25 protein-coding genes are annotated in these 21,294 nt (G+C 69.3%); 18 read left to right on the top strand and 7 right to left on the bottom strand.

All coding sequences use genetic code 11. The features are described from left to right. The first annotated feature begins 91 nt into the window (after window positions 1-91). Genes ACP699_RS15960 through ACP699_RS15910 form a run of 11 tightly spaced genes read left to right on the top strand, consistent with a single transcriptional unit; the run spans window position 92 to window position 9,137 of the window. Window positions 92-433, top strand: a complete 342-nt coding sequence (locus ACP699_RS15960) for a flagellar basal body rod protein FlgB (RefSeq protein WP_021198932.1) — start codon at window positions 92-94, stop codon at window positions 431-433. After that, window positions 430-822 (top strand): flagellar basal body rod protein FlgC, encoded by a 393-nt coding sequence (locus ACP699_RS15955; RefSeq protein ID WP_017828250.1) that lies wholly within the window; start codon window positions 430-432, stop codon window positions 820-822. Before ACP699_RS15960 ends, ACP699_RS15955 begins: the two co-directional genes overlap by 4 nt. Continuing rightward, window positions 822-1,127, top strand: a complete 306-nt coding sequence (gene fliE, locus ACP699_RS15950) for a flagellar hook-basal body complex protein FliE (protein ID WP_151487061.1) — start codon at window positions 822-824, stop codon at window positions 1,125-1,127. Before ACP699_RS15955 ends, fliE begins: the two co-directional genes overlap by 1 nt. Then, entirely contained in the window at window positions 1,127-2,749 is a 1,623-nt protein-coding gene (gene fliF, locus ACP699_RS15945) for a flagellar basal-body MS-ring/collar protein FliF (RefSeq protein WP_055877340.1), read from the top strand. Before fliE ends, fliF begins: the two co-directional genes overlap by 1 nt. Beyond that, entirely contained in the window at window positions 2,746-3,750 is a 1,005-nt protein-coding gene (gene fliG / locus ACP699_RS15940) for a flagellar motor switch protein FliG (RefSeq protein WP_017828247.1), read from the top strand. Before fliF ends, fliG begins: the two co-directional genes overlap by 4 nt. Then, complete coding sequence (locus ACP699_RS15935) at window positions 3,740-4,339, top strand: FliH/SctL family protein (protein WP_082531516.1); 600 nt, start codon at window positions 3,740-3,742, stop codon at window positions 4,337-4,339. Before fliG ends, ACP699_RS15935 begins: the two co-directional genes overlap by 11 nt. Beyond that, on the top strand, window positions 4,336-5,631 hold the full coding sequence (locus ACP699_RS15930) for a FliI/YscN family ATPase (RefSeq protein WP_302791192.1): 1,296 nt from the start codon (window positions 4,336-4,338) through the stop codon (window positions 5,629-5,631). The genes ACP699_RS15935 and ACP699_RS15930 overlap by 4 nt, the downstream gene beginning before the upstream one ends. Then, window positions 5,628-6,050, top strand: coding sequence for a flagellar FliJ family protein (locus tag ACP699_RS15925; protein ID WP_055877333.1), 423 nt, complete (start codon window positions 5,628-5,630; stop codon window positions 6,048-6,050). Before ACP699_RS15930 ends, ACP699_RS15925 begins: the two co-directional genes overlap by 4 nt. Continuing rightward, window positions 6,047-7,492 carry a flagellar hook-length control protein FliK gene (locus tag ACP699_RS15920; RefSeq protein WP_426172239.1) on the top strand — a complete coding sequence of 482 codons (1,446 nt, stop codon included), beginning with the start codon at window positions 6,047-6,049 and terminating at the stop codon, window positions 7,490-7,492. Before ACP699_RS15925 ends, ACP699_RS15920 begins: the two co-directional genes overlap by 4 nt. A gap of 14 nt (window positions 7,493-7,506) precedes the next feature. Next, window positions 7,507-7,950, top strand: a complete 444-nt coding sequence (locus ACP699_RS15915; RefSeq protein WP_055870313.1) for a flagellar hook assembly protein FlgD — start codon at window positions 7,507-7,509, stop codon at window positions 7,948-7,950. Between the two features lie 26 nt (window positions 7,951-7,976). Next, complete coding sequence (locus ACP699_RS15910; protein ID WP_055870310.1) at window positions 7,977-9,137, top strand: flagellar hook protein FlgE; 1,161 nt, start codon at window positions 7,977-7,979, stop codon at window positions 9,135-9,137. Window positions 9,138-9,194: 57 nt separating this feature from the next. Here the strand turns inward: ACP699_RS15910 and ACP699_RS15905 are convergent, their stop codons facing one another. The 5 genes from ACP699_RS15905 to ACP699_RS15885 form a co-directional block, all read right to left on the bottom strand. Further along, window positions 9,195-9,602, bottom strand: coding sequence for an arsenate reductase ArsC (locus tag ACP699_RS15905; protein WP_017828242.1), 408 nt, complete (start codon window positions 9,600-9,602; stop codon window positions 9,195-9,197). Window positions 9,603-9,626: 24 nt separating this feature from the next. Then, complete coding sequence (locus ACP699_RS15900; RefSeq protein WP_055877324.1) at window positions 9,627-10,619, bottom strand: metalloregulator ArsR/SmtB family transcription factor; 993 nt, start codon at window positions 10,617-10,619, stop codon at window positions 9,627-9,629. Beyond that, window positions 10,616-11,713, bottom strand: coding sequence for an ACR3 family arsenite efflux transporter (gene arsB / locus ACP699_RS15895; RefSeq protein ID WP_426172236.1), 1,098 nt, complete (start codon window positions 11,711-11,713; stop codon window positions 10,616-10,618). The genes ACP699_RS15900 and arsB overlap by 4 nt, the downstream gene beginning before the upstream one ends. Continuing rightward, a complete protein-coding gene (gene trxB, locus ACP699_RS15890) occupies window positions 11,710-12,690 on the bottom strand; it encodes a thioredoxin-disulfide reductase (protein WP_426172234.1) in 981 nt (326 codons plus the stop codon). The genes arsB and trxB overlap by 4 nt, the downstream gene beginning before the upstream one ends. A gap of 77 nt (window positions 12,691-12,767) precedes the next feature. Further along, entirely contained in the window at window positions 12,768-14,291 is a 1,524-nt protein-coding gene (locus ACP699_RS15885; protein WP_426172232.1) for a SulP family inorganic anion transporter, read from the bottom strand. 176 nt (window positions 14,292-14,467) lie between these two features. Here ACP699_RS15885 and ACP699_RS15880 point away from each other — a divergent pair, with 176 nt between their 5' ends. Then, the gene (locus tag ACP699_RS15880) at window positions 14,468-14,821 is read left to right on the top strand and encodes a MerR family transcriptional regulator (RefSeq protein ID WP_127483356.1); all 354 of its coding nucleotides are present in this window, start codon (window positions 14,468-14,470) and stop codon (window positions 14,819-14,821) included. Window positions 14,822-14,921: 100 nt separating this feature from the next. On the opposite strand, the gene ykgO is transcribed toward ACP699_RS15880, so the two are convergent. Continuing rightward, on the bottom strand, window positions 14,922-15,044 hold the full coding sequence (gene ykgO / locus ACP699_RS15875) for a type B 50S ribosomal protein L36 (RefSeq protein WP_036311902.1): 123 nt from the start codon (window positions 15,042-15,044) through the stop codon (window positions 14,922-14,924). 84 nt (window positions 15,045-15,128) lie between these two features. On the opposite strand from ykgO, the gene ACP699_RS15870 reads away from it, so the two are divergent. Both ACP699_RS15870 and ACP699_RS15865 read left to right on the top strand, forming a co-directional pair. Beyond that, complete coding sequence (locus tag ACP699_RS15870; RefSeq protein WP_426172229.1) at window positions 15,129-15,743, top strand: hypothetical protein; 615 nt, start codon at window positions 15,129-15,131, stop codon at window positions 15,741-15,743. Further along, complete coding sequence (locus tag ACP699_RS15865) at window positions 15,740-16,138, top strand: GTP-binding protein (protein WP_426172227.1); 399 nt, start codon at window positions 15,740-15,742, stop codon at window positions 16,136-16,138. Before ACP699_RS15870 ends, ACP699_RS15865 begins: the two co-directional genes overlap by 4 nt. An 81-nt stretch (window positions 16,139-16,219) precedes the next feature. Here ACP699_RS15865 and aztA read toward each other — a convergent pair whose 3' ends face one another. Next, window positions 16,220-16,873 (bottom strand): zinc ABC transporter ATP-binding protein AztA, encoded by a 654-nt coding sequence (gene aztA / locus ACP699_RS15860; protein WP_055870292.1) that lies wholly within the window; start codon window positions 16,871-16,873, stop codon window positions 16,220-16,222. A 54-nt stretch (window positions 16,874-16,927) separates the two neighbouring features. Between aztA and aztB the strand changes: the two genes are divergently transcribed. From aztB to aztD, 4 genes are read left to right on the top strand one after another with little or no spacing between them, the layout of a single operon-like run. Continuing rightward, complete coding sequence (gene aztB, locus ACP699_RS15855; protein ID WP_426172225.1) at window positions 16,928-17,776, top strand: zinc ABC transporter permease AztB; 849 nt, start codon at window positions 16,928-16,930, stop codon at window positions 17,774-17,776. A 55-nt stretch (window positions 17,777-17,831) separates the two neighbouring features. Further along, window positions 17,832-19,058 (top strand): ABC transporter, encoded by a 1,227-nt coding sequence (locus ACP699_RS15850; RefSeq protein WP_426172223.1) that lies wholly within the window; start codon window positions 17,832-17,834, stop codon window positions 19,056-19,058. Between the two features lies 1 nt (window position 19,059). After that, window positions 19,060-19,986: a zinc ABC transporter substrate-binding protein AztC gene (gene aztC / locus ACP699_RS15845; RefSeq protein ID WP_426172221.1), complete on the top strand. Its 927-nt coding sequence runs from the start codon at window positions 19,060-19,062 to the stop codon at window positions 19,984-19,986. 29 nt (window positions 19,987-20,015) lie between these two features. Beyond that, window positions 20,016-21,233 (top strand): zinc metallochaperone AztD, encoded by a 1,218-nt coding sequence (gene aztD / locus ACP699_RS15840; RefSeq protein ID WP_200935189.1) that lies wholly within the window; start codon window positions 20,016-20,018, stop codon window positions 21,231-21,233. The last annotated feature ends 61 nt before the right edge of the window (window positions 21,234-21,294 follow it).

The raw sequence follows: 21,294 nt of genomic DNA, 5'->3' as shown, positions 1-21,294 counted from the left end.
AAGATCCTGCCGATAGAGCAGGGAGAGCACGGATGGCTCGCAAGACTCGGCCATGGATCGGCCACACCAGCCACACACGGGGAGCCGGTTCGTGTTCGATTCTGTGACCATCAACGCGCTGACGAGCGCGCTCGACGGCCTCGCGCAGCGCCAGCGCGCGATCTCCGACAACATCGCCAACATCAACACGCCGAACTACCACGCCAAGCGTGTGCAGTTCGAAGAGGCGCTCGCACGCTCGATCGATGCGGGCGACGGTCGGGTCGGCGCGACGGTCGGCACCTCGCTCGAGCCCACGCGCCTGAACGGCAACAACGTCAACCTCGACACCGAGACGCTTTCCAGCATCGACACGATGCTGCGCTACCAGTTCGCAACGCAGGCCGTGAACGGCTCGTTCACATCGATGCGCACCGCGATGAGGACCTCATGACCTTCGATGCGATCGGCATCGCCGGCACCGGACTGACGGTGCACCGCAAGTGGCTCGACGCCATCAGCGACAACATCGCCAACATCAACACCGCCGCTCCGAGCGACGGTGCGGCGTTCCGTGCCCGGTACATCCTCGCCCAGACGAGCGATCAGTCGCCCGGCGTCTACGTGGCCGGCACCGCGCAGGGCAGCGCGCAGGGACGCCTCGTGCACCAGCCCGACCACCCCCTCGCGGACGCGGACGGCTACGTGCGCTACCCCGACATCGATCTGGGTGACCAGATGAGCCAGCTCATCCTCGCCCAGCGCGGCTACCAGGCCAGCGCGGCCATCGTGGACCGCGCACGCAACTCCTACGAATCCGCCCTGCAGATCGGACGCAGCTGATGGCCTCACTCGCCGGCATCGAAGCCATCTCCTCCGGGTTCACGCTCTCAGCGCCCGCCCCCGCATCGGCGAAGGCCACCGACGACACCGCCTTCGCGAGCAGCGTCACCGGTGCCATCGACGAGCTGCGGTCGCTGCAGTCCGAGTCGGACACGCTCAAGGTCGCCGCAGTCACCGGCGACCTCGATGACATCCACTCCGCGATGATCGCGTCCTCCCGCGCGGCCGTCACCCTCGAACTGGTCGCCGCCGTGCGCAACAAGGGCGTCGACGCGTTCAACGAGATCATGCGGATGCAAGCCTGATGCCCCAGGCCGTCACCAACGTGTTCCAGCGGATCGGGCGCGTGATCGCGGGCTTCTCGCTCGCGCAGCGCACGATCGCCATCATCGGCGTCGCCGTGCTCGCGCTCGGGATCGTCGCCCTCTCCAGCTGGCTCAGCCGCCCGACGTACACGCCGCTGTTCTCCGGGATGAGCGCCTCGGATGCGAACGCCGTGGTCGAGCAGCTGCGGTCCTCGTCGGTGCCCTACGAGCTGGCCGACGGCGGTGCGACGGTGCTCGTCCCCGAGAAGGACGTCTACGACCAGCGACTCGCCGCCGCGTCGGCAGGGCTCCCCGGCAGCAGCTCCGGCGGCTACTCGCTGCTGGACAAGATGGGCGTCACCACGAGCGAGTTCCAGCAGTCCGTGACCTTCAAGCGCGCGATCGAGGGGGAACTCGCCGCGACGATCTCATCGATCAAGGGCGTGACGGCGGCATCGGTCCAGCTCGCGATCCCCGAGGAGAGCGTCTTCGTCTCGGAGACCGTCGACCCCACCGCCTCCGTGTTCGTGGAGACCTCCGGCAGCTCGACGCTCTCGCCGAAGCAGGTCGAGGCGATCGTGCACCTGACCTCCGCAGCGGTGAGCGGCATGAAGCCGGAGAACGTCGCCGTCGTGGACCAGAGCGGTCAGACCCTCTCGGCCGCGGGAGTCGGGACCACCGGCGGCATCGACCAGCAGGCGAGCGACTACGAGGCGCGCGTGACGGCGAACGTGCAGCAGATGCTCGACACCGTCGTCGGACCGGGCAACGCCAAGGTGACCGTCGTCGCCGAGATCGACCACTCCGTCAACGAGCGCGTCGAAGAGACCTACACCCCGGCCGAGGGCGCTCCCCCGCTCACCGAGCAGACCAGGACCGACACGCAGAACGGCTCCAGTTCGAATGCCGGAGTGCTCGGCCCCGACAACATCGCGGTTCCGTCGGCCGACGGCGACGGCACCTCCGAATCCACGGAGACGTCGAAGACCAACGCGGTCAACAAGAGCACGCAGAGCACCTCCACGCCGGCCGGATCCCTGCTTCGTCAGTCGGTCTCGGTCGCGGTCGATGCGGGGGCGGGCGGCGATCTGAGCACGGCGCAGCTGAGCGACCTCGTCGAGACCGCGGCCGGGATCGACACCGACCGCGGCGACTCGATCGCCGTCGAGCTCGTGTCGTTCAACCAGACCAGCTCCGAAGCGGCGCAGGCCGCCCTCCAGGCGGCGAAGGACGCCGAGGGCGCCGAACGCCAGGCCGTGCTGCTGAACACCCTCATCATCGCCGCCGCGATCGCCATCCCGCTGCTCGCCGCCCTCGCCGCCCTGATCATGCGTGCCCGCCGACGCAGCAGCGCCGACAGCGAGTTCGAGCAGCTCTTCGGCGCCCGCCCGCCCGCGCTCTCCGCCCTCGACGCCGGGGCGACCGCGGCGATCGATCAGTCGCCGACCACGCCGCTGGCGTTCCTCGAGACGGCACCCGACCCCGAACCGGAGCCGGCGCCCGAGCCCGCGCAGGTGAGTCTCGAGCGCCGCCGCGCGGAGATCGACTCCCTCACCCGGCAGGACCCGAAGCGCACCGCCGACCTGCTGCGCACCCTCATCGACGACAGGCAGCAGGTATGACCGGACTGACCGATCGGCAGACGGCGGCCGTCGTGCTCATGAACCTCGATCGCGCACAGGCCATCGAGGTGATGAAGCACCTCTCCGAGTCCGAGGCGGAGGCCGTCGCCGCCGAGATCATCGACCTGCAGAACCTGGATGCGGCGACCACCGCGCAGGCTCTCGGGCAGTTCCACCGGATCGCCTCCGGACACCTGCCACCGGCCCGTGGCGGCCGCGACATCGCCGCGGGACTGCTGGAGGCGACGTTCGGCGCCGAGCGTGCGGCTGCCGTGCTGGGCAGGGTCGGTTCGTCCTCGATGAACTCCTCCTTCGAGTTCCTCGGCTCCGCCGACCCTGCGCAGCTGGCGACGCTGCTGGACGGCGAGCTCCCGCAGACGGTCGCCCTCGTGCTCGCCCACCTGCCGACCGACCGCGCCGCAGCGGTCCTGGCCGCCCTTCCCGACCCCACGCGCACCGACGTCGCCCACGCGATCGCGACGATGGGGACTGCGTCGCAGGAGGCGATCGCGATCGTGGCCGATGCGCTCAAGGCTCGGACCGGGACCTTCGCCGCACGCGACACCCCCGAGGTGCTGGGCGGGGTGGAGCCTCTGGTCGAGATCATCGCCCGTTCGGGAGCCACGGTCGAGAAGGCGCTGCTGGCGAGCATCGAAGACAGGGACAGCGCGCTCGCGGAGGACATCCGCTCGCGCATGTTCACCTTCGCCGACATCGTCAAGCTCGACGACCGCGACACCCAGCGCGTACTGCGGGGCATGGACATCCGCTCGCTCGCGCTGGCACTGAAGGGCGCGCACCAGCCGATCGCCGACCTCATCCGCCGCAACGTCTCCGAGCGCAACAGGGAGAACCTCGACGAGGAGGCCCGCACGCTCGGCCCCGTGCGCGTGTCGCAGGTCGAAGAGGCCAGAGCCGAGATCGTCCGCACGATCCGCGCGCTCGAAGCGGCCGGGGACATCACGGTGCAACGCGCCGACGAGGACGAGTATGTCTACTGACGCGTTCTCGCCGGTGCTGTTCCCGCGTCTCGACGGACGCGAGGGCGGCGAGGAGCATGCCAGGGCGCGGATGCGCGGCTATGCCGACGGACACGCCGAGGGCTTCCGTGCCGGCCGCGCCGAGGCCGAGGTCGCGCAGCGCACGGCGGAAGAGGCCAGGACCGCCCGCGAGGCGGCTGCGGCTCGGGAGCTCGAGAACGCTGTGGCGGCGCTGCACGCGGCCGCACGTTCGCTGGGCGATCGGGAACGCGAGCTGACCACCGCCGCGCACGACCAGGTGGTGCGCTGTGCGATCGAGCTCGCCGAGCTGATCGTCGTCGGCGAACTCTCCGACGCCGGAGCCTCCGCCGCGGTCGCCGCCCGGCGCGCTCTCTCCGGCGCCGACCCCGCCGAGATCCGCGAGGTGCGACTGCACCCGGACGACCTGCGCACACTCCGCGAATCCGCCGACGACCTCGCCGGGATCGCCCTCGTCGCCGATGACGCCCTCGACCGGGGCGACGCCGTCGCGGTCCTGGCCCACGGTCGCATCGATGCCCGCGTGGCGGGCGCGCTCGAGCGCGCCCGCCACGCCGTGGTCGGCGCATGAGCGTCTGGGCGGCGGTGCGCGAAGCGGTGCGGCCGGAGCGCATCGGCGAGGTGTCGCAGGTGCGCGGACTGAGCGTGCAGGTGCGCGGCCTCGAGGGCGCGGTCGGCGACGTCGTGGCACTCGACGGCGTGGATGCCGAAGTCGTGGCGATCGGCGAAGGCGGACTGCGCTGCATGCCGCTCGCCCCCGTCGCAGGTCTCACGGTCGGCGCCCCCGTGCGGTCACGCGGAGGGGCGCTGCGCGTACCGACCGGTGCTGCTCTGCTCGGACGGGTCCTCGACGGCCTCGGCCGGCCGATCGACGGAAAGGGACCGCTGACGGGCGCCGTCCCGGTGAGCCTCGACCACGCGCCGCCCTCGATCATGGGCCGCGACCGGATCGACTCGCCGCTTCCGCTGGGCGTGCGGGCCCTGGACACGCTCGTCAGCGTGGGCCGCGGCCAACGTGTCGGACTCTTCGCCGGGTCAGGGGTCGGAAAGTCCTCCCTGCTGTCGATGATCGCGCGCGGCACCGAGGCGGAGGTCACCGTGATCGCCCTCGTCGGCGAGCGCGGTCGCGAGGTGCGCGAGTTCATCGAAGACGACCTGGGACCGGAAGGGCTCGCCCGCTCCGTCGTCGTGGTCTCGACATCGGACCAGCCGGCCATGGCGCGCATCCGTGCGGCGTACACCGCCACGAGGATCGCCGAGGCCTTCCGCGACGACGGGGCCCACGCCATCCTCATGATGGACTCGCTGACCCGCGTGGCGATGGCACAGCGCGAGATCGGGCTCTCGGCCGGGGAGCCTCCTGCCACCCGCGGCTATCCTCCTTCCACGTTCTCGCTCCTGGCGGGACTGCTCGAACGGGCGGGCACGGACACGCGCGGCTCGATCACCGGCATCTACACCGTGCTCGTCGACGGCGACGACCACAACGAGCCGATCGCCGACACCGTCAGGTCGATCCTCGACGGACACGTCGTGCTCGATCGCGCACTCGCGCTGTCGGGCCACCATCCGGCGATCGACGTGCTCGGCTCCGTGTCGAGGGTGGCCGGCAAGGTCACCGCCCCCGAGCGCAGAGCGCACGCCGCCACGCTCCGAGCCGTGCTCGCGGCCCGTCGTCGTGCGAACGACCTGATCGACATCGGCGCCTATCAGCCCGGAGCGGACTCCCGCATCGACGCGGCGATCGCCCACGAGAGGGCGATCAGCGCCTTCCTCACCCAGCCCCTCGACGAGACGAGCGAGATCGGCGAATCGTGGCGCCGACTCGACGATCTCGTCGCCTCCTTCGAAGGAGTGTCATGACGCGGTCCTTCTCCCTGGCCGGGCTCCTGCGCGTGCGCGAGATCCAGGAGCGCGCGGCCGCCCAGCGACTCTCCCGCGCGGTGATCGACGCCCAGCACACCGAGGCCCGCGACCGGTCGCTGCGCGCCCACCTGTCGGGCGTCGGGAGCGAGGCCGTCGATGTGCGCTCCCTCGCCGCACTCGCCGCAGCCAGAGTGGCCGGCAGAACCCTCCTGGCCGATCTCACGACCATCTCGGAGCTGCAGGAGCAGACGGTCGATCTGGCCCGAACGGAGCACGCGGAGGCGAGGAGGGCGATGCGCGGACTCGACCGCCTCTCCCAGGCGCACGCTCTGCAGGTGCGGACGGCCGAGCTGCGGGCCGAGCAGGCGGAGCTCGACGAGATCGGTTCGCGCATCCGTGCGGAGGGCCAGGCATGACATCTCTCGGCATCGTGGACCTGCTCGATCCGCGTGTCCAGCGCGCAGCGGCTTCCCCCTCGCCCTCCCGGCAGATCACGCCGGGGGCCGCGGCCTTCGCCGACGTGATCCTGGATGCCTCGCGCGTCGACACCGACGCCGCGGAGGGGACGTTCGCCGGAGCATCGACGGAAGGCGACACCGCGGATGCCGCCCCCGCTGCTCCCTCCACCCCGGCCACGAACATCCCGCCGGCGATCGTTCCCCTGCCCGAGCCGACTCTCGTGCTCCCCGTGAGCGCGGTCGTGATCGGCGACGCCACAGGCGAGGTGCCCGCCGCGGCGATACCGGCCCCACAGAGTGCCGATGCGGCGGATGCCCCCGAGGGAGCGGTCACGGTCGTGGCAGCGGAGTCCGCCGCATCCGCCGGTTCGATCGGAGCACCTGCCGCTGTCGCGGGAACGACCGCACCGGCCAGCCCCGTCGAGACTGCCCCCGCCCAGCCCGCGGTCTCCGAGACGACGAGAAGCCTCCCGCTCGCGACGACGACGACTTCCGCCCTCGATGCCCCGACCCCTGCTGCTTCGCACTCCGCCGGGCCCACGGCGACGGGCGTGCTCGGCACGGCGGAGCCGGCCCTGCCCCGCACCGCCTCGACGGCCTCCCGCATCGGCGTCAGCAGTGGTCCGATCAGCGGGATCCCCGTCGTCGCAGGAGCGCCGAGCGGCCCCGTCCCGAGCGCTCACGCAGGAGCACAAGAGACGGACGCGGTGCCTCCCGCACTCTCCCCGGACGCCCCGACGACCCCGGCGCCCGCGATCTCTGCGTCCGCTCCCGCCCCCGCGGCCTCGGCATCCACCGGTGACGCGCCCGTCCCGCCCGCGGCCGTCGGCAGCACTCCTCCGCCGACGCCCGTCGCCGCCGCAGCCCCGGCCGCTGCCGCCGCCCCACGGCCGGCACTGCTCCCGCAGATCACTGCACCCGTGATCTCGCTCGCGCAGGCTCCGGACGGAGACCACAGCCTCACCCTGACGGTGTCGCCGGAGAACCTCGGTCCTGTGACGGTGCGCGCGCACATCTCGGGTGGGGCCATCCACATCGAGCTGCACGCCCCGAACGACCTCGGTCGCGAGGCGCTGCGTGCGATCCTCGTCGACCTGCGCCGCGACCTCGCAGCCGCGGCACCGCAGGCCTCGCTCCTGCTGTCGACCTCGGACGACAGGCCCGCATCCTCGAACCCGCAGCACTCCGCCCACAACAGCACCGGAGGCGGGACCGGCTCCTCGAACGGTGCCACGCCCGGAACGAACAGCGGTGAGCCGGGAGCCGGCGACGCGAGAGGCCGAGACGCAGCACATCCCTCGTCCGGTGACAGAGCGTCCACCGACCTGACATCGCCGACCGATCCGGCATCCCCCGCCCCCCTCATCTCGCCGCACGGCGGCATCGACGTCTTCGCCTGATCCGAGAGGAACCCATGACCACGGTCGACCCCATCTCCGGCACCATCCCGCCCTCCGGAGTGCAGACGGGCAGCACGACGCCCCCGACCGAGCGCAAGAAGACGCTCGACTCGGAGGTCTTCCTGAAACTCCTGGTGACGCAGCTGACCAATCAGGACCCCAGCTCGCCCATGAACACCAACGAGATGATCTCGCAGACCACCCAGCTGGCCTCGATGGAGCAGCTCACCGCGCTCACGGCGACCTCGACCGAGAGCTTCGCGCTCAGCATGCGCCAGACGGCCGCCGCGCTGATCGGCCACGAAGCGCAGTACGTCGATGAGAAGGGCGTCACGCAGAAGGGCATCGTCACCTCGGTCTCCTACGCCGGCGCTGTCCCGCTCGTCACCATCGGCGACGCATCCATCCCTCTCGACGCCGTTTCCGGTGTCTCCCTCGCCCCCCGTTCGCAGTCCTGACCAGTCCCTTCCAGAAAGGCATCACCATGCTCCGCTCTCTGTTCGCAGGTATCTCGGGTCTGCGTTCGCACCAGACCATGCTCGACGTCACCGGCAACAACATCGCCAACGTCAACACCACCGGCTTCAAGGCCTCGGCCGTGCAGTTCCAGGATTCGCTCTCGCAGCTCGTGCGCAACTCGATGATGCCGCAGCAGGCCGTCGGCGGTCAGAACCCCGCCCAGGTCGGTCTCGGCGTGCAGGTCGCCGGCATCAGCACGAACTTCGCCTCCGGGGCGCCGCAGCCCACCGGTGTGCCGACCAACCTCATGATCGCGGGCGACGGCTTCTTCGTCGTCCGCTCGGGCGGCGAGACCCTGTACACCCGCAACGGCGGGTTCTCGTTCGACGCCAGCGGCAAGCTGGTCTCCGCAGACGGCGCGCTCGTGCAGGGCTGGACGGCCCAGAACGGAGTGATCGTCCCCGGTCAGGGCATCGGCGACATCCGGCTGCCTGTCGGCGCGCTGAGCCCCGCCACCGCGACCACCACCGCCCGCGTCACCGGCAACCTGCCCTCCGGGGCAGCGGTCGGCGAGCAGCTGGTGCGCGACATCAAGACCTACGACGCCGAGGGTACGGCCACGTCGCTGCGCCTCACCTTCACCCGCACCGCCACGGGCTGGAGCGTCACCGAGCCGGGCGGCACGAACACCGCTCTCACGTTCACCGACGGCAAGCAGGCGGCGGCCTCCTCCATCGTCTCCGGCGGTGTCACGGTCGACCTCTCCGCCGTCACCGGGTTCGCGGATGTCAGCGACGTCGCGATCAAGGAGCAGAACGGCAAGCCGGCCGGCACGCTGAGCTCGTACGCGCTGATGAACGACGGCAGCCTCGTCGGCACCTTCAGCAACGGCGACACCGAGGTGCTCGCCCGCGTCGCCCTGGCAGGGTTCGTCAACCCGGGAGGACTCGAGAAGGCCGGCTCCTCTCAGTACCGCCCGAGCGGCAACTCCGGCGAGCCGACGCTCGGGCAGGCGGGCACCGACGGCCTGGGCGGCATCATCAGCGGCGCGCTCGAGATGTCCAACGTCGACCTGTCGCAGGAGTTCACCAACCTGATCGTCGCGCAGCGCGGCTTCCAGGCGAACGCCCGCATCATCACCACCAGCGACGAGGTGCTGCAGGAGCTCACGAACCTGAAGCGCTGAGCCGTGGGACGGCGCGGCGGCGCGTGAGATCACGAGCCGCCGCGCCGTCACCTGTGGTCAGAGCAGTTCGCTCACCAGCTGCTCGATGCGCGCCCGGATGTCGTCGCGGATCGGCCGCACGGCGTCGATCCCCTGGCCGGCCGGGTCGTCGAGCTTCCAGTCCTCGTAGCGCTTGCCGGGGAAGAACGGGCACGCGTCGCCGCAGCCCATCGTGATGACGACGTCAGACGCCTGCACGGCCTCGGTCGTGAGCACCTTGGGCTGCTCGGCGGTGATGTCGATACCGAGCTCCGCCATGGCTTCCACAGCGGTGGGGTTGATCTGGTCGGCGGGCATGGAGCCGGCCGAGCGGACCTCGATGCGGTCGCCCGCGATGTCGCGAAGGAATCCGGCGGCCATCTGGGAGCGTCCGGCGTTGTGCACGCAGACGAAGAGGACGGAGGGCGTGGTGGTCGTGTCGGTCATGGAGACTCCTGGTGAGAGATGTGGTCAGGGAAGAAGGTCGTCGACGAGTGCGCGCACGCGTGCGGCGATGTCGTCGCGGATGGCTTCGACGCCCTCCCGCGAAGCGAGGGCGGGATCACCGACGGCCCAGTCGTCGTAGCGGACGCCGGGGATGATCGGGCAGACGTCGCCGCACCCCATGGTGATGACGACGTCTGCCGCACGGACGGCGTCGTCGGTGAGAGGCTTCGGGAAGCGCTCGGCGGCCAGGTCGCCTTCGATCTCCGCGAGGATCGAGCGGACGTGCGGGTGGATGACGTCGGCGGGGGCCGATCCTGCCGAGCGAGCCACGACCTTGCCGGCCGCCAGCTTGTTGACGAGCGCGGCGGCGAGCTGCGAACGCCCCGCGTTGGCGACGCAGACGAAGAGCACCTGCGGGACCGCGGCATCGCGATCGCGGGTGAGGTCGGCGAGGCGCTGACGCGCGAAGCGCTCCGTGAGCGGCACGAGAGCCGAGGTGACGCGGGCGCTGCGCGCGAGCGCCGTGTACGACTCGCGGACGGTCGTGAGCACGACGTCGGAATCCAGCTCCGGAACCTCCGCGGCAAGCTCCTGGGCGAGACGGGTGACGCGCGCGTCGAAGTCGGGGCGCCGCCCCTCGTCGTCGGCGGAGACGCTCCAGGGCGCGACCGTGGCTGGTGCGAACGAGTCCAGCAATGCCGTGACCGCGCGGCGCCGGCCCGGGGTGATCCGGTACCAGACCCAGGTTCCTCGCCGCTCGGAGGTGAGGACATCGACGTCTTTGAGCACCTTGAGGTGGTGGGACACGGTCGGCTGCGACACCTCGGCGAGCTCGGCGAGGTCGCACACGCACGATTCTCCGCGCGGGTCGGACGCGATGGCCGACAGCATCCGCAGCCGCAGCGGATCCGACAGAGCCTTCAACGTCGCAGCAACCGAGGAGGCAGCCTCCTGCCCGATCGCATGCGTGGCGACGGGACTGCAGGTGTCGTCTGCGGTCGTCGGGGTGACATTCATGACGAGATCCTCTCAGCGGTGTACGGGTCGGTGTGGAACCAGCGCCGGGCGGCCCAGAGCGAGACGTAGACGAGTCCGACGAGAACAGGGACTTCGATCAGCGGGCCCACGACCCCGGCGAGGGCCTGGCCGGATGTCGCACCGAACGTGCCGATCGCGACGGCGATCGCGAGCTCGAAGTTGTTGCCGGCAGCGGTGAACGCCAGAGTCGTCGATCGTGCGTATCCGAGGCCGAGCGCCTTGCCGGTGAACAGGCCGACGAACCACATGATCGCGAAGTACGCCAGCAGCGGGAGTGCGATCCGGGCGACATCCCACGGACGGCTCGTGACCTGCTCACCCTGCAGGGCGAACAGCAGCACGATGGTGAACAGCAGGCCGTAGAGCGCCCACGGACCGATCGTCGGGAGGAAGCTGTCCTCGTACCAGTCGCGTCCCTTCGTGCGCTCCCCGATGAAGCGGGAGGCGAATCCCGCGACGAGGGGGATGCCGAGGAAGATCAGGACATTGAGCGCGATCTGTCCGATCGAGATGTCCAACCCTTGTGAGTCGAGACCCAGCCAGCCGGGCAGAACCGTCAGATAGAACCAGCCGAGCAGCGAAAAGGCGACGACCTGGAAGACCGAGTTGATGGCGACGAGCACGGCCGCGGCCTCGCGGTCGCCGCAGGCGAGGTCGTTCCAGATGACGACCATGGCGATGCAGCGCGCGAGCCCCACGATGATGAGGCCCGTGCGGTATTCGGGCAGGTCGGGCAGGAACGCCCACGCGAGGGCGAACATCAGCGCAGGGCCCACGAGCCAGTTGAGCGCCAGCGACGAGAGCAGCAGCTTCTTGTCGCCGGTGACGGCGGCGACCTTGTCGTAGCGGACCTTCGCGAGCACCGGGTACATCATCACCAGCAGGCCGAGGGCGATCGGGATCGAGATCCCACCGACCTCGAGGCGGGCCAGGACGTCGGAGACGCCGGGGATGAAGCGGCCGATGACGATGCCGCCGATCATGGCCAGGCCGATCCAGAGCGGCAGCCACCGGTCGAGGGTCGACAGGCGGCGCGCGGAAGGAGCGGTGGTGGGTACGGTTGCGGTGCTCATGCGAGGAGCGCCTCCCGCTTCTCGGCGATGACGGGCTCTGCCTCGTCGAGAGCCGCGAGGTAGTGCTGGGCGTCCTGCGCTGCAGCACATCCGGTGCCTGCGGCGGTGATCGCCTGGCGGTAGGTGTGGTCGACCAGATCACCGGCGGCGAAGACTCCCGACACGTTCGTGCGAGTGGAGGGGTGCTCGACGAGCACGTAGCCGTCGGCATCCGTGTCGACGAGTCCGGCGACGATCTCGGAGCGCGGATCGTGCCCGATGGCGACGAAGACTCCCGTGGCCGGCAGCTTCCGCTCGGCACCGGTCACGGTATCGCGCAGTGTCACCGCCTCCACCTTCTCCGCACCGATGAGGCCTGCCACCTCGCTGTTCCACGCGATCTCGATCTTGGGGTGGTCGAGCACGCGCTGCGCCATGATCTTCGAGGCCCTGAACTCACCCCGACGGTGCACGACGGTGACCTTCGAGGCGAAGCGGGTGAGGAACAGCGCCTCCTCCATCGCAGAATCCCCGCCGCCGACGACGACGATCTCCTGCTCGCGGAAGAAGAAGCCGTCGCAGGTGGCGCACCACGAGACGCCGCGGCCGGTGAGTCTCTCCTCATCCGCGATGCTGAGTTTGCGGTAGGCGGAGCCCATCGTCAGGATGACGGCGCGAGCGAGGAAGGTCTCGCCGGAGCCCGTCTCCACGGTCTTGAGGGGGCCGTCGAGGTCGACCAGGACCGCGTCATCGAGACGGATGCGGGCCCCGAAGCGCTCCGCCTGCGCGCGCATCGACTCCATCAGCTCGGGCCCCTGCACGCCATCGACGAACCCGGGGAAGTTCTCGACCTCGGTCGTGGTCATCAGCGCGCCGCCCGCGGTCACGGACCCGGCGAGCACCACAGGGGAAAGACCCGCGCGCGCCGCATACACGGCCGCGGTGTACCCCGCAGGGCCGGACCCGATGATGACCAGCTCAACCTGTTGAATCGACATGTGTCTATATTGACACTCATCGATACCCCCTGCAATCTCCGACGGAGGAGTTCACCTGTTCGTCACCTTGCCGCCTGCTAGTGCCCTGTCCCAAGATTGCCCGTGAGCCGTTGACGGAACGCCGCCGCGGTGTCGTTGAGGCCATGGATCGTGACGGACTTGCCGAGGCGCTCGTACTTGGTGACGACGGCATCGAGAGCAGCAACGGTCGAGGCGTCCCAGATGTGCGACCGGGTCATGTCGACGACGACCCGGTCCGGATCTTCCGCGTACGCGAATTGGGTCGTCAGGTCGTTGCTCGACGCGAAGAACAGCTCCCCGACGACTTCGTAGCGAGCGGCAGCGATCCCCTCCTCGTCCACCACAGTGCGCGTAACGGTGACGAAGTGTGCGACCCGTCGGGCGAACATCACCATCGCGGCGAGCACTCCGAGGATGACGCCGATAGCGAGGTTGTGCGTCCACACCGTCGCGATAACAGTGATGAGCATGACGGCCGTCTCGCTCTTCGGCATCCGACGCAACGTCGAGGGGCGGATGCTGTGCCAGTCGAAGGTCGCGACGGAAACGATGATCATCACAGCCACCAGCGCCGCCATCGGGATGATCGCCACCACGTCGCCGAGCGCGAGAACAAGGACGAGGAGGAAGACACCGGCGAGGAACGTCGAGATGCGCGTGCGCGCGCCCGAGGCCTTCACGTTGATCATCGTCTGGCCGATCATCGCGCATCCGCCCATTCCGCCGAAGGCACCGGAGAGCACGTTTGCCACGCCCTGGCCCCACGCCTCGCGCGTCTTGCGGGAGTGGGTGTCCGTGATGTCATCGACCAGCTTGGCCGTCATGAGCGACTCGAGCAGGCCGACGACCGCCATGGCGAGAGCGAACGGGCCGATGATCCCGAGTGTCTCCAGGGTCAATGGCACCTCCGGGATGAAGAGTTCGGGCAGACTCTGCGGAAGCTCACCCTGGTCACCCACGTTCGGCACGCTCCATCCGAACACCACGACGGCCGCTGTCAGCAGCACGATCGTCACCAGCGGAGCCGGGACCACCTTCGTGATGCGCGGCATCAGGAACAGGATCGCCAGCCCCACGGCGACCAGCGGGTACACCAGCCACGGCACGTCGAACAGCTGGGGCAGCTGAGCGGTGAAGATGAGGATCGCGAGCGCGTTCACGAAGCCCACCATCACCGAGCGAGGAATGAAGCGCATGAGCTTGGCGACGCCGAGGAGGGCCAGCACGATCTGGAGCAGCCCACCCAGCAGCACCGTGGCGATGAAGTAGTCCATCCCGTACTCTCGGGCCACCGGGGCGATCACGAGTGCGATGGCCCCCGTCGCCGCGGTGATCATCGCCGGACGGCCACCGAGGAACGCGATGGCCACGGCCATGACGAAGGAGGAGAACAGGCCCACCCGGGGGTCGACGCCGGCGATGATCGAGAAGGCGATCGCCTCGGGGATCAGCGCCAACGCGACGACGAGGCCAGCGAGGACCTCGCGAGTGAGCAGCCTGGGGCTGCGCAGCGCCTGCAGCACGGTGGGTTCGATCCGATAGCGCGATGCGCTGTCCCTGGCGGGAGTGACAGCAGTCAATGTGCTCTCCTGAGTCGGGCTCGCGAACGAGCGGCGATACGCGCGCGGACACGCAGGCGCCGAACAGCTCGACGCGGAAGAATGGGGATGCCGAAGGGGCACACTCGCAGACTCTAACGTAACGTGAGGTTTGCTGACGAATCGACGAAGGCGGATCAGTGGAGAACGTGCAGACTATGCGCATCGGCGAAGTGGCCGAACAGACTTCCCTGTCGTTCCGCACGCTTCGCCACTATGAGGACGTCGGACTGGTGATTCCCTCCGGTCGCACGGAGGGCGGGTTCCGGCTCTACACGCCGAGGGACGTCGCACGACTCATGATCGTGCGACGGATGAAACCCTTGGGCTACTCGCTGGACGAGATGCGGGCGCTCCTCGACGTCGTCGACGCCCTGGTCGACGCACCCGAGGATGAGCAGCTGCGCGCAAGACTCAGCGCGCTCCGCGACGAGGCCGGCGCTCGTCGCGCGAAGCTCGCGAGCCAGGTGGCGATGGCCGACGAGTTCCTCGCACAGCTCGCCCGGATCTGAGGCGCCCGTCTCATCCGTTCGGCACCGTCGCGATCACGTCGACGAGGCGCACGGCGAAGGGGCCCGGCGGATCATTCCGCCGGGCCCCTTCGCGTCGCACTCAGCCCTGTCGCCCCTTGAAGCGCGGGTTGAGCTTGTTGATGACGAACACTCTGCCCCGGCGGCGCACCACTTGGGCGCCCGGCTGATTCTTCAGGGACTTGAGGGATGCACGAACCTTCATGGGGATCTCCTTATTGATAATCTTTCTCATTAACAAGTTAGGGTGAGACGAGAGTCTCGTCAATGTGAGGAAGAGCAGGTCGTCGTGGAGAGCAGGAACCCCCTCGTCGTGGTCGGAGTGTGCACGCCGGAGAGGCGGTCATATGCCGCAGAGCTGGCGCAGGGCATCGGAGGCCATCTGATCCCGCTCGTGCAGCCGATGCCACGACCGGGACCGCAGCCCATCACCCTGTCACCGGAGCACCCCTCCCTCGCCACGAGCGCCTCTCCCCTCGTGGTCGACGTCGACAACGGGATCGACCTGCCACACCTCGCCGTGGCGAGCGCACCGCGGTCCGCAGTGATCTGCGTCGTCGACGCACTCCACTTCTCCCACGACCTCGGCGACGGCCGCCCCGTCTCCGACGTGGCGGACGAAGGCGACGACCGCGGGGACTTCGGGTCGCGCGCACGCCGCGCGGTGTCGCACGTGGAGGGCGCCACCCTGGTCGCTTTCGTGAACTGGGAAACAGTACCCACGGCCGAGTTGTCGTTGCTCATGGCGATCACCTCGCACCTGAACCCCACCGCTCGCGCACGACTGTCGCGTGGCCCGGTCGAGGATCTCCGAGCCTCGTTAGACGGCGGGTGCGAACCGCTCCCTTGCTCGAGCGGGCCGGATGGGTGCATGCCCTCAACGACGAGCACGATCCCCACATGACGGATCCGCGGGTGACGACACTGCGCTACGAACAACCCCGGCCACTCCATCCGGGACGGCTGGCCGCGGCACTGGATGACATCGACTCCGGCCGCTGGGGCATCGTGCTCCGATCAGCCGGCTTCTGCCGTCTCGCCACCCGCCTCGGCATCCTCGCACGGTGGGACCACGTCGGCTCCGCGATCTGGATCGATCCGCAGTCGACAGGACAGGAGGACGCGACGACCGCACAGGATCTGGCCCTCACCGGACTCGACCTCGACCATGAGGGAATCCGTCTGGCCCTCGACGCCGCCGCCGTCGACGACGACGAGCTCATCGCGGGACCACACGCCTGGCGACGATTCACCGACCCTCTTCCGACCTGGCCGGCAATCGTCGAGGAACACCCGTGACCGACGATTCCATCGCCCGCCGCGGATCGCTCCCCCTCACAGCGCCACCCGACACCCCGCAGCGAGCGACACGGTGACCGATCAGACGTCGGAGCAGACCCGCCCCTCCTGAAGCGAGATCCTCCGCTCGGCGTCGCCGATCACGGACGGGTCGTGCGAGACGCACACGACGGCGACCCCGCGCTCCACCTCCTCGCGCAACACAGCGCGGATGCGAAGCGCACTGGCAACGTCGAGCCCCGTCGTCGGTTCATCGAGCAGGAGCAGATCAGCTCCGCGCGCCAGCCCCTGGGCAAGGAGCGTCCGCTGCTGCTGACCGCCGGAGAGCAACGCGAACGGATGCCTCGCCAGCGCGCTGATGTCGAGACGCTCCATCGATCGCGCGACGACCTCTCGGGCCGCGGCATCCATGCGCCGCCACAGACCGAGTCTTCCCCACGCTCCCACGCTGACGACGTCCTTCACCGAGACCGGAAGCCCGGACGGAACGGCGGCCCGTTGCGGCACGAAAGCGACGGTTCCACTGATGATCCGGCGCCCCGAGGTAGCGACTCTCGTCCCGCCCAGCACTTCGAGCAGCGTCGACTTCCCCGCACCGTTCGGACCGGTGATGACCGTGAGGGACGCCCGCGGAATCGAGACGTCGACGCCAACGAGCGCCGGTCGACCGCCGAAGGACACGTGGACGTCGGTCAGACAAGCGACGATGTCGGGGCGGAATCGGGTCTCGAGCATGTCCCCAGTTTATGAGTTTGATAATCATTCTCATAAACCCCTAGTCTCGACACCGTGCCCCGCCACCCATCTGACCTCTTCGCCCCGTTCGCCCTGGACTTCCTGCAGCGGGGCATGCTCGGCGGCGCGCTGGTCGCGATCCTCTGCGCGATCGTCGGCACGTGGGTGGTCGTCCGGGGGATGGCATTCCTGGGCGAAGCGCTGGCGCACGGCATGCTTCCCGGCGTCGCCCTGGCGACCGTGCTCTCGCTTCCGGTCCTGATCGGCGGCGCGCTCAGCGCCATCGCCATGAGCCTCGGCATCGGAGCGTTGCAACGACGCGCACGCCTCTCCTACGACACGAGCATCGGCCTGCTGTTCGTCTCGATGCTGGCGCTGGGCGTCATCATCATCTCCCACTCGGGCAGCTTCGCCACCGACGCGACCGCCATCCTGTTCGGCGACATCCTCGCCATCAGCGCCGTCGATCTCGTCCTGCTCGCCGCCGCGGCCGCTGTCGGGCTGATCGTCGCCATCCTGTTCCACCGCTCCTTCGTCGCCCTCTCGCTCGACGTGCGCATCGCCTCGGTTCTCGGACTGCGCCCGCAGCTCGCGCAGGCCGCGCTGGTAGGACTCGTCACCCTGGCCGTCGTCGCGTCCTACCAGGCGGTCGGCTCGATGCTCGTCGTCGGCCTCCTGCTCGCGCCGGCGGTTGCCGCCGGGCACTGGACCACCCGCATCCCCACACGCATGGCGCTCGCGGCCGTCTTCGGCGTGACCGCGGTCATCCTCGGCCTCCTCGCCTCCTGGTACGCCGCGACGGCGGCAGGAGCCTCGGTCGCGGCATGCGCGATCCTGCTCGCCTGCCTCTCGTGGGCTGTGCGCGCCCTCAGCTCTCGCGGAGCCCGGACGCCGCACGTCTGAGCCCGCCGTCGCGACGACGCGAACTCTCGAACGACCACGACAAAGGAAGGACACCGTGCGCTCTCGCATCGCCCTCTTCGCCCTCAGTGGCGCTCTCACCGTCTCCTTGACGGCCTGCGTCACGACGCCGTCCACCACGGTCCCGTCCGACGACTCCGCCGACAACGGGCACGGCGCCGTCGCGGGCGCCGCGGAACTGGCCGAGCCGCAGCTCGGTCTCACCTGGATCGGCCCGGAAGGCACGGTCTCCCACCTGGACCTCCTCGACGAAAGCACCACCGAGATCGGTGAGATCCCGGCCGTCACCGGTGTGACGACGGATGGACGCTACCTTTTCGCACAGACCGACGACGGTATCGAGATCGTCGACAGTGGCGTGTGGACCTGGGATCACGTCGATCATTTCCACTACTACCGGGCAGCCCCCGCTCTTCTCGGTTCCGTGACGGGGGCGGGGCCGGCGACGATCGCGACGACGAACCTGTCGACGACAGGCGGGACCGGTATCTCGTTCGCCGATTCCGGAGATGCCGTGCTGCTCGATACCGAAGCACTGTCGAAGGGCGAGATCCGCGAGCTGTTCCGACTCGAGCGCGAGCCCCACTCCGGACTCGTGGTCCCCGTCGGATCGTTCGCTCTGGTGTCCGAGGCTTCGGCCGGGGCGGACTCGACCGTCGCCGGGTACACGTCCGACGGAGAGGCGACCGGTCTCGAGGAGCCGTGCACCGATCTGGCCGGGACCATCACGACCCGCGTCGGCGCCGTCATCGGATGCCGAGACGGCGCCCTGCTCGCGCATGTCGACGGCGAGGAGCTGCAGGTGGAGCGCATCCCCTACCCCGCGGGGACGACAGCGCCCGCCGCGCGATCGTTCGACAACCGCGAGGGCCGTCCCACGGTCGCCGGCCTCGCCGGAGCGGAAGGGATCTGGCTCCTCGATACTCGCGAGCGGTCCTGGACCCTGCTCCCCTCCCCTGTTCCGCTCGTACACGTCACCGCGGTGGACGATGAAGCCGGTCATCTGATGGCCCTCGCTCGGGACGGACGCGTGCTGGTGTTGAGCGACGAGAACGGCACCGTGCTCGCCGAGACCGAACCTCTCGTCGCCGAGTCGCTGGCCGCGGGCACGACCCCGTCTCTGATCGCGGATCAGCACCGCGCCTATGTGAGCGCCCCGACGGAGCACCGTCTCTACGAGATCGACTACGCCGACGGTGCCCGCATCGCCCGCACCTTCGAGACCGCCACCGCACCGGCCTTCGTCGCCGAGACAGGACGATGACATGCCCTCCCTGCGTTCCCTCGCGACCCTTGCTACTCTCGCGCTCTGCGGGCTCACCCTGGCGAGCCTCACCGGCTGTTCGACACCGGTCGACTCACGTCCGACGATCGTCGTCTCGACGAACATCCTCGGCGACGTCGTCGAAGAGCTGATCGGTGACCAGGCGCAGGTCGTGACCCTCATGAAGCCGAACGCCGACCCTCACTCGTTCGAGATCTCGGCGCAGGAGGCTGCGACGCTGCGCAACGCCGACCTGTTGGTCTCGAACGGTCTCGGGCTCGAGGAGGGACTGCAGCAGCATCTCGATGCCGCTGCCTCCGATGACGTGCCGATGTTCGTGGCCGGGGATGCCATCGACGTCCTCGACTACAGCGAGGGGGATGCCGCCGGGATGCCGGACTCCCACTTCTGGACGGATCCCGCTCGCATGCTCGACGTCGTCGACGCCGTCGAGCCGGTCCTCGCCGATGTCGACGGGATCGATCAGGATTCCCTGGCCACGACCGTCCAGGCGTATCGCGCCCAGCTGCAGGCGTTGGACGCCGAGATGAGCGAGGCGTTCGCTTCCCTCCCGGTGGCACACCGCGCCCTGGTGACCAACCATCACGTCTTCGGCTACCTCGCCGATCGGTTCGACTTCGACGTCGTCGGCACGGTGATCCCGGGCGGGACGACTCTGGCGGCCCCCTCGGCATCCGACCTGGCCGACCTGGTCGACGCGATCGAAGAGACCGGAGTGCGGGCGATCTTCGCGGAATCCTCCTCACCTGATCGCCTCGTCCAGGCCCTGGCGAGCGAGGCGAACGTGCAGGTCGAGGTCATCGAGCTCTTCACCGAATCGCTCACCGGACCCGATGAGGCCGCCCCCGACTACCTGACCATGATGCGTGTCAACACCGAGCGCATCACCACCGGTCTCACGCCGTGAGACCTCACCACAGAGAAAGAGGCATGCATATGCGATCCCCCTCCCCCCTGCGTCGCGCGCTGATCAGCGCGGCAGCCATCGGCGCGGTCATCACCCTGACGTCGTGCTCGACCGGCGGTGACGCCGCTGCACCGGCTTCCACCCCCGGCAGCAGCGCGTCCGACGCTGCCGGAACCTCCCGCGTCGCCATCTCCTACGAGGGCGGGATCCTGGTCCTCGACGGCAAGACGCTCGACACGCTCGCCGAATTCGACTCCGAGCCGTTCACGCGCCTCAACGCGGCCGGTGACGGACGGCACGTGATGGTCACCATGAGCGAGGGCTTCCAGGTGCTGGACACGGGAGCCGGCTCCAGCGACGAGCCTGAGCTCACCGACACGATCTTTGCCGCTGACGCCCCAGGCCATGTCGTGCGGCACGCCGACAAGACGGTGCTCTACGCCGACGGCACGAGCGACACCACCATCTTCGACTCCGCCGACCTGGCGGGCACCGACGGGTTGCCCGAGGTCAAGACCATCGCGGGTGTCGAGGCGCACCACGGCGTCTCCGTCGTACTGGAGGACGGCACCTTCCTCACCACGGTCGGCAACGCGGACGGCCGCAACGGGATCGTGGCGAAGGACGCGGAAGGCACCGAGATCGCGTCCTCGGACCAGTGCCCCGGTGTCCACGGCGAAGGCACCGCGAAGGACGAGGCGGTCGTCTTCGGCTGCGAGAACGGAGCCCTGGTCTACCACGACGGCGAGATCACCAAGCTCGATGCCCCCGACCAGCCTTACGGCCGCATGGGCAACGCGTACGTCAGTGAGACGAGCCCGATCGTCGTCGGCGACTACAAGGACGACGTCGACGCGGAAGGCTACCTGCTGAGCGCTGTGACGCTCATCGACACCGCGGCCAAGACCCTCGAGGTCGTCGATCTTCCCGAGGGCGTCGAGTACACGTTCCGCGACATCGTCCGCGGGCCGAAGGACCTCGCCTACATCCTCAGCAGCGACGGTGCCATCCATGTGCTCGATCCGGAGTCCGGTGACATCACCGACAGCTTCCCGGTCGTGAAGGCGTGGGAAGGTCCGGCCGAGTGGCAGGACGCCCACCCCGCCATCGTCGTCGCCGGGAACATCGCGTACGTCACCGAGCCTGCCGCCAACAGCGTTCATGCTGTGGACCTCACCACCGGCAAGGTGCTCGCCAGCACCGAGCTCGACGTGACGCCCAACGAGATCGCCCCCGCCGCGGGCTGACCCCACGACGGTCGAGGGGTGGAGGGCGTCTCGGCGCTTTCCACCCCTCGCATGGTGGTTG

Source organism: Microbacterium sp. DWRC1-3 (assembly GCF_049896645.1).
In the GTDB taxonomy this organism is placed as follows: domain Bacteria; phylum Actinomycetota; class Actinomycetes; order Actinomycetales; family Microbacteriaceae; genus Microbacterium; species Microbacterium maritypicum.
This window is presented reverse-complemented; position numbering and strand designations above follow the sequence as displayed.

Excerpts from the sequence above, each read along its gene's own strand:
- ACP699_RS15955 (WP_017828250.1), top strand. The coding sequence starts at position 430 with ATGACCTTCGATGCGATCGGCATCGCCGGCACCGGACTGACGGTGCAC.
- fliE (WP_151487061.1), top strand. The coding sequence starts at position 822 with ATGGCCTCACTCGCCGGCATCGAAGCCATCTCCTCCGGGTTCACGCTC.
- fliF (WP_055877340.1), top strand. The coding sequence starts at position 1,127 with ATGCCCCAGGCCGTCACCAACGTGTTCCAGCGGATCGGGCGCGTGATC.
- fliG (WP_017828247.1), top strand. The coding sequence starts at position 2,746 with ATGACCGGACTGACCGATCGGCAGACGGCGGCCGTCGTGCTCATGAAC.
- ACP699_RS15935 (WP_082531516.1), top strand. The coding sequence starts at position 3,740 with ATGTCTACTGACGCGTTCTCGCCGGTGCTGTTCCCGCGTCTCGACGGA.
- ACP699_RS15930 (WP_302791192.1), top strand. The coding sequence starts at position 4,336 with ATGAGCGTCTGGGCGGCGGTGCGCGAAGCGGTGCGGCCGGAGCGCATC.
- ACP699_RS15925 (WP_055877333.1), top strand. The coding sequence starts at position 5,628 with ATGACGCGGTCCTTCTCCCTGGCCGGGCTCCTGCGCGTGCGCGAGATC.
- ACP699_RS15920 (WP_426172239.1), top strand. The coding sequence starts at position 6,047 with ATGACATCTCTCGGCATCGTGGACCTGCTCGATCCGCGTGTCCAGCGC.
- ACP699_RS15915 (WP_055870313.1), top strand. The coding sequence starts at position 7,507 with ATGACCACGGTCGACCCCATCTCCGGCACCATCCCGCCCTCCGGAGTG.
- ACP699_RS15910 (WP_055870310.1), top strand. The coding sequence starts at position 7,977 with ATGCTCCGCTCTCTGTTCGCAGGTATCTCGGGTCTGCGTTCGCACCAG.
- ACP699_RS15905 (WP_017828242.1), bottom strand. The coding sequence starts at position 9,602 with ATGACCGACACGACCACCACGCCCTCCGTCCTCTTCGTCTGCGTGCAC.
- ACP699_RS15900 (WP_055877324.1), bottom strand. The coding sequence starts at position 10,619 with ATGAATGTCACCCCGACGACCGCAGACGACACCTGCAGTCCCGTCGCC.
- arsB (WP_426172236.1), bottom strand. The coding sequence starts at position 11,713 with ATGAGCACCGCAACCGTACCCACCACCGCTCCTTCCGCGCGCCGCCTG.
- trxB (WP_426172234.1), bottom strand. The coding sequence starts at position 12,690 with ATGTCGATTCAACAGGTTGAGCTGGTCATCATCGGGTCCGGCCCTGCG.
- ACP699_RS15880 (WP_127483356.1), top strand. The coding sequence starts at position 14,468 with ATGCGCATCGGCGAAGTGGCCGAACAGACTTCCCTGTCGTTCCGCACG.
- ykgO (WP_036311902.1), bottom strand. The coding sequence starts at position 15,044 with ATGAAGGTTCGTGCATCCCTCAAGTCCCTGAAGAATCAGCCGGGCGCC.
- ACP699_RS15865 (WP_426172227.1), top strand. The coding sequence starts at position 15,740 with ATGACGGATCCGCGGGTGACGACACTGCGCTACGAACAACCCCGGCCA.
- aztA (WP_055870292.1), bottom strand. The coding sequence starts at position 16,873 with ATGCTCGAGACCCGATTCCGCCCCGACATCGTCGCTTGTCTGACCGAC.
- aztC (WP_426172221.1), top strand. The coding sequence starts at position 19,060 with ATGCCCTCCCTGCGTTCCCTCGCGACCCTTGCTACTCTCGCGCTCTGC.
- aztD (WP_200935189.1), top strand. The coding sequence starts at position 20,016 with ATGCGATCCCCCTCCCCCCTGCGTCGCGCGCTGATCAGCGCGGCAGCC.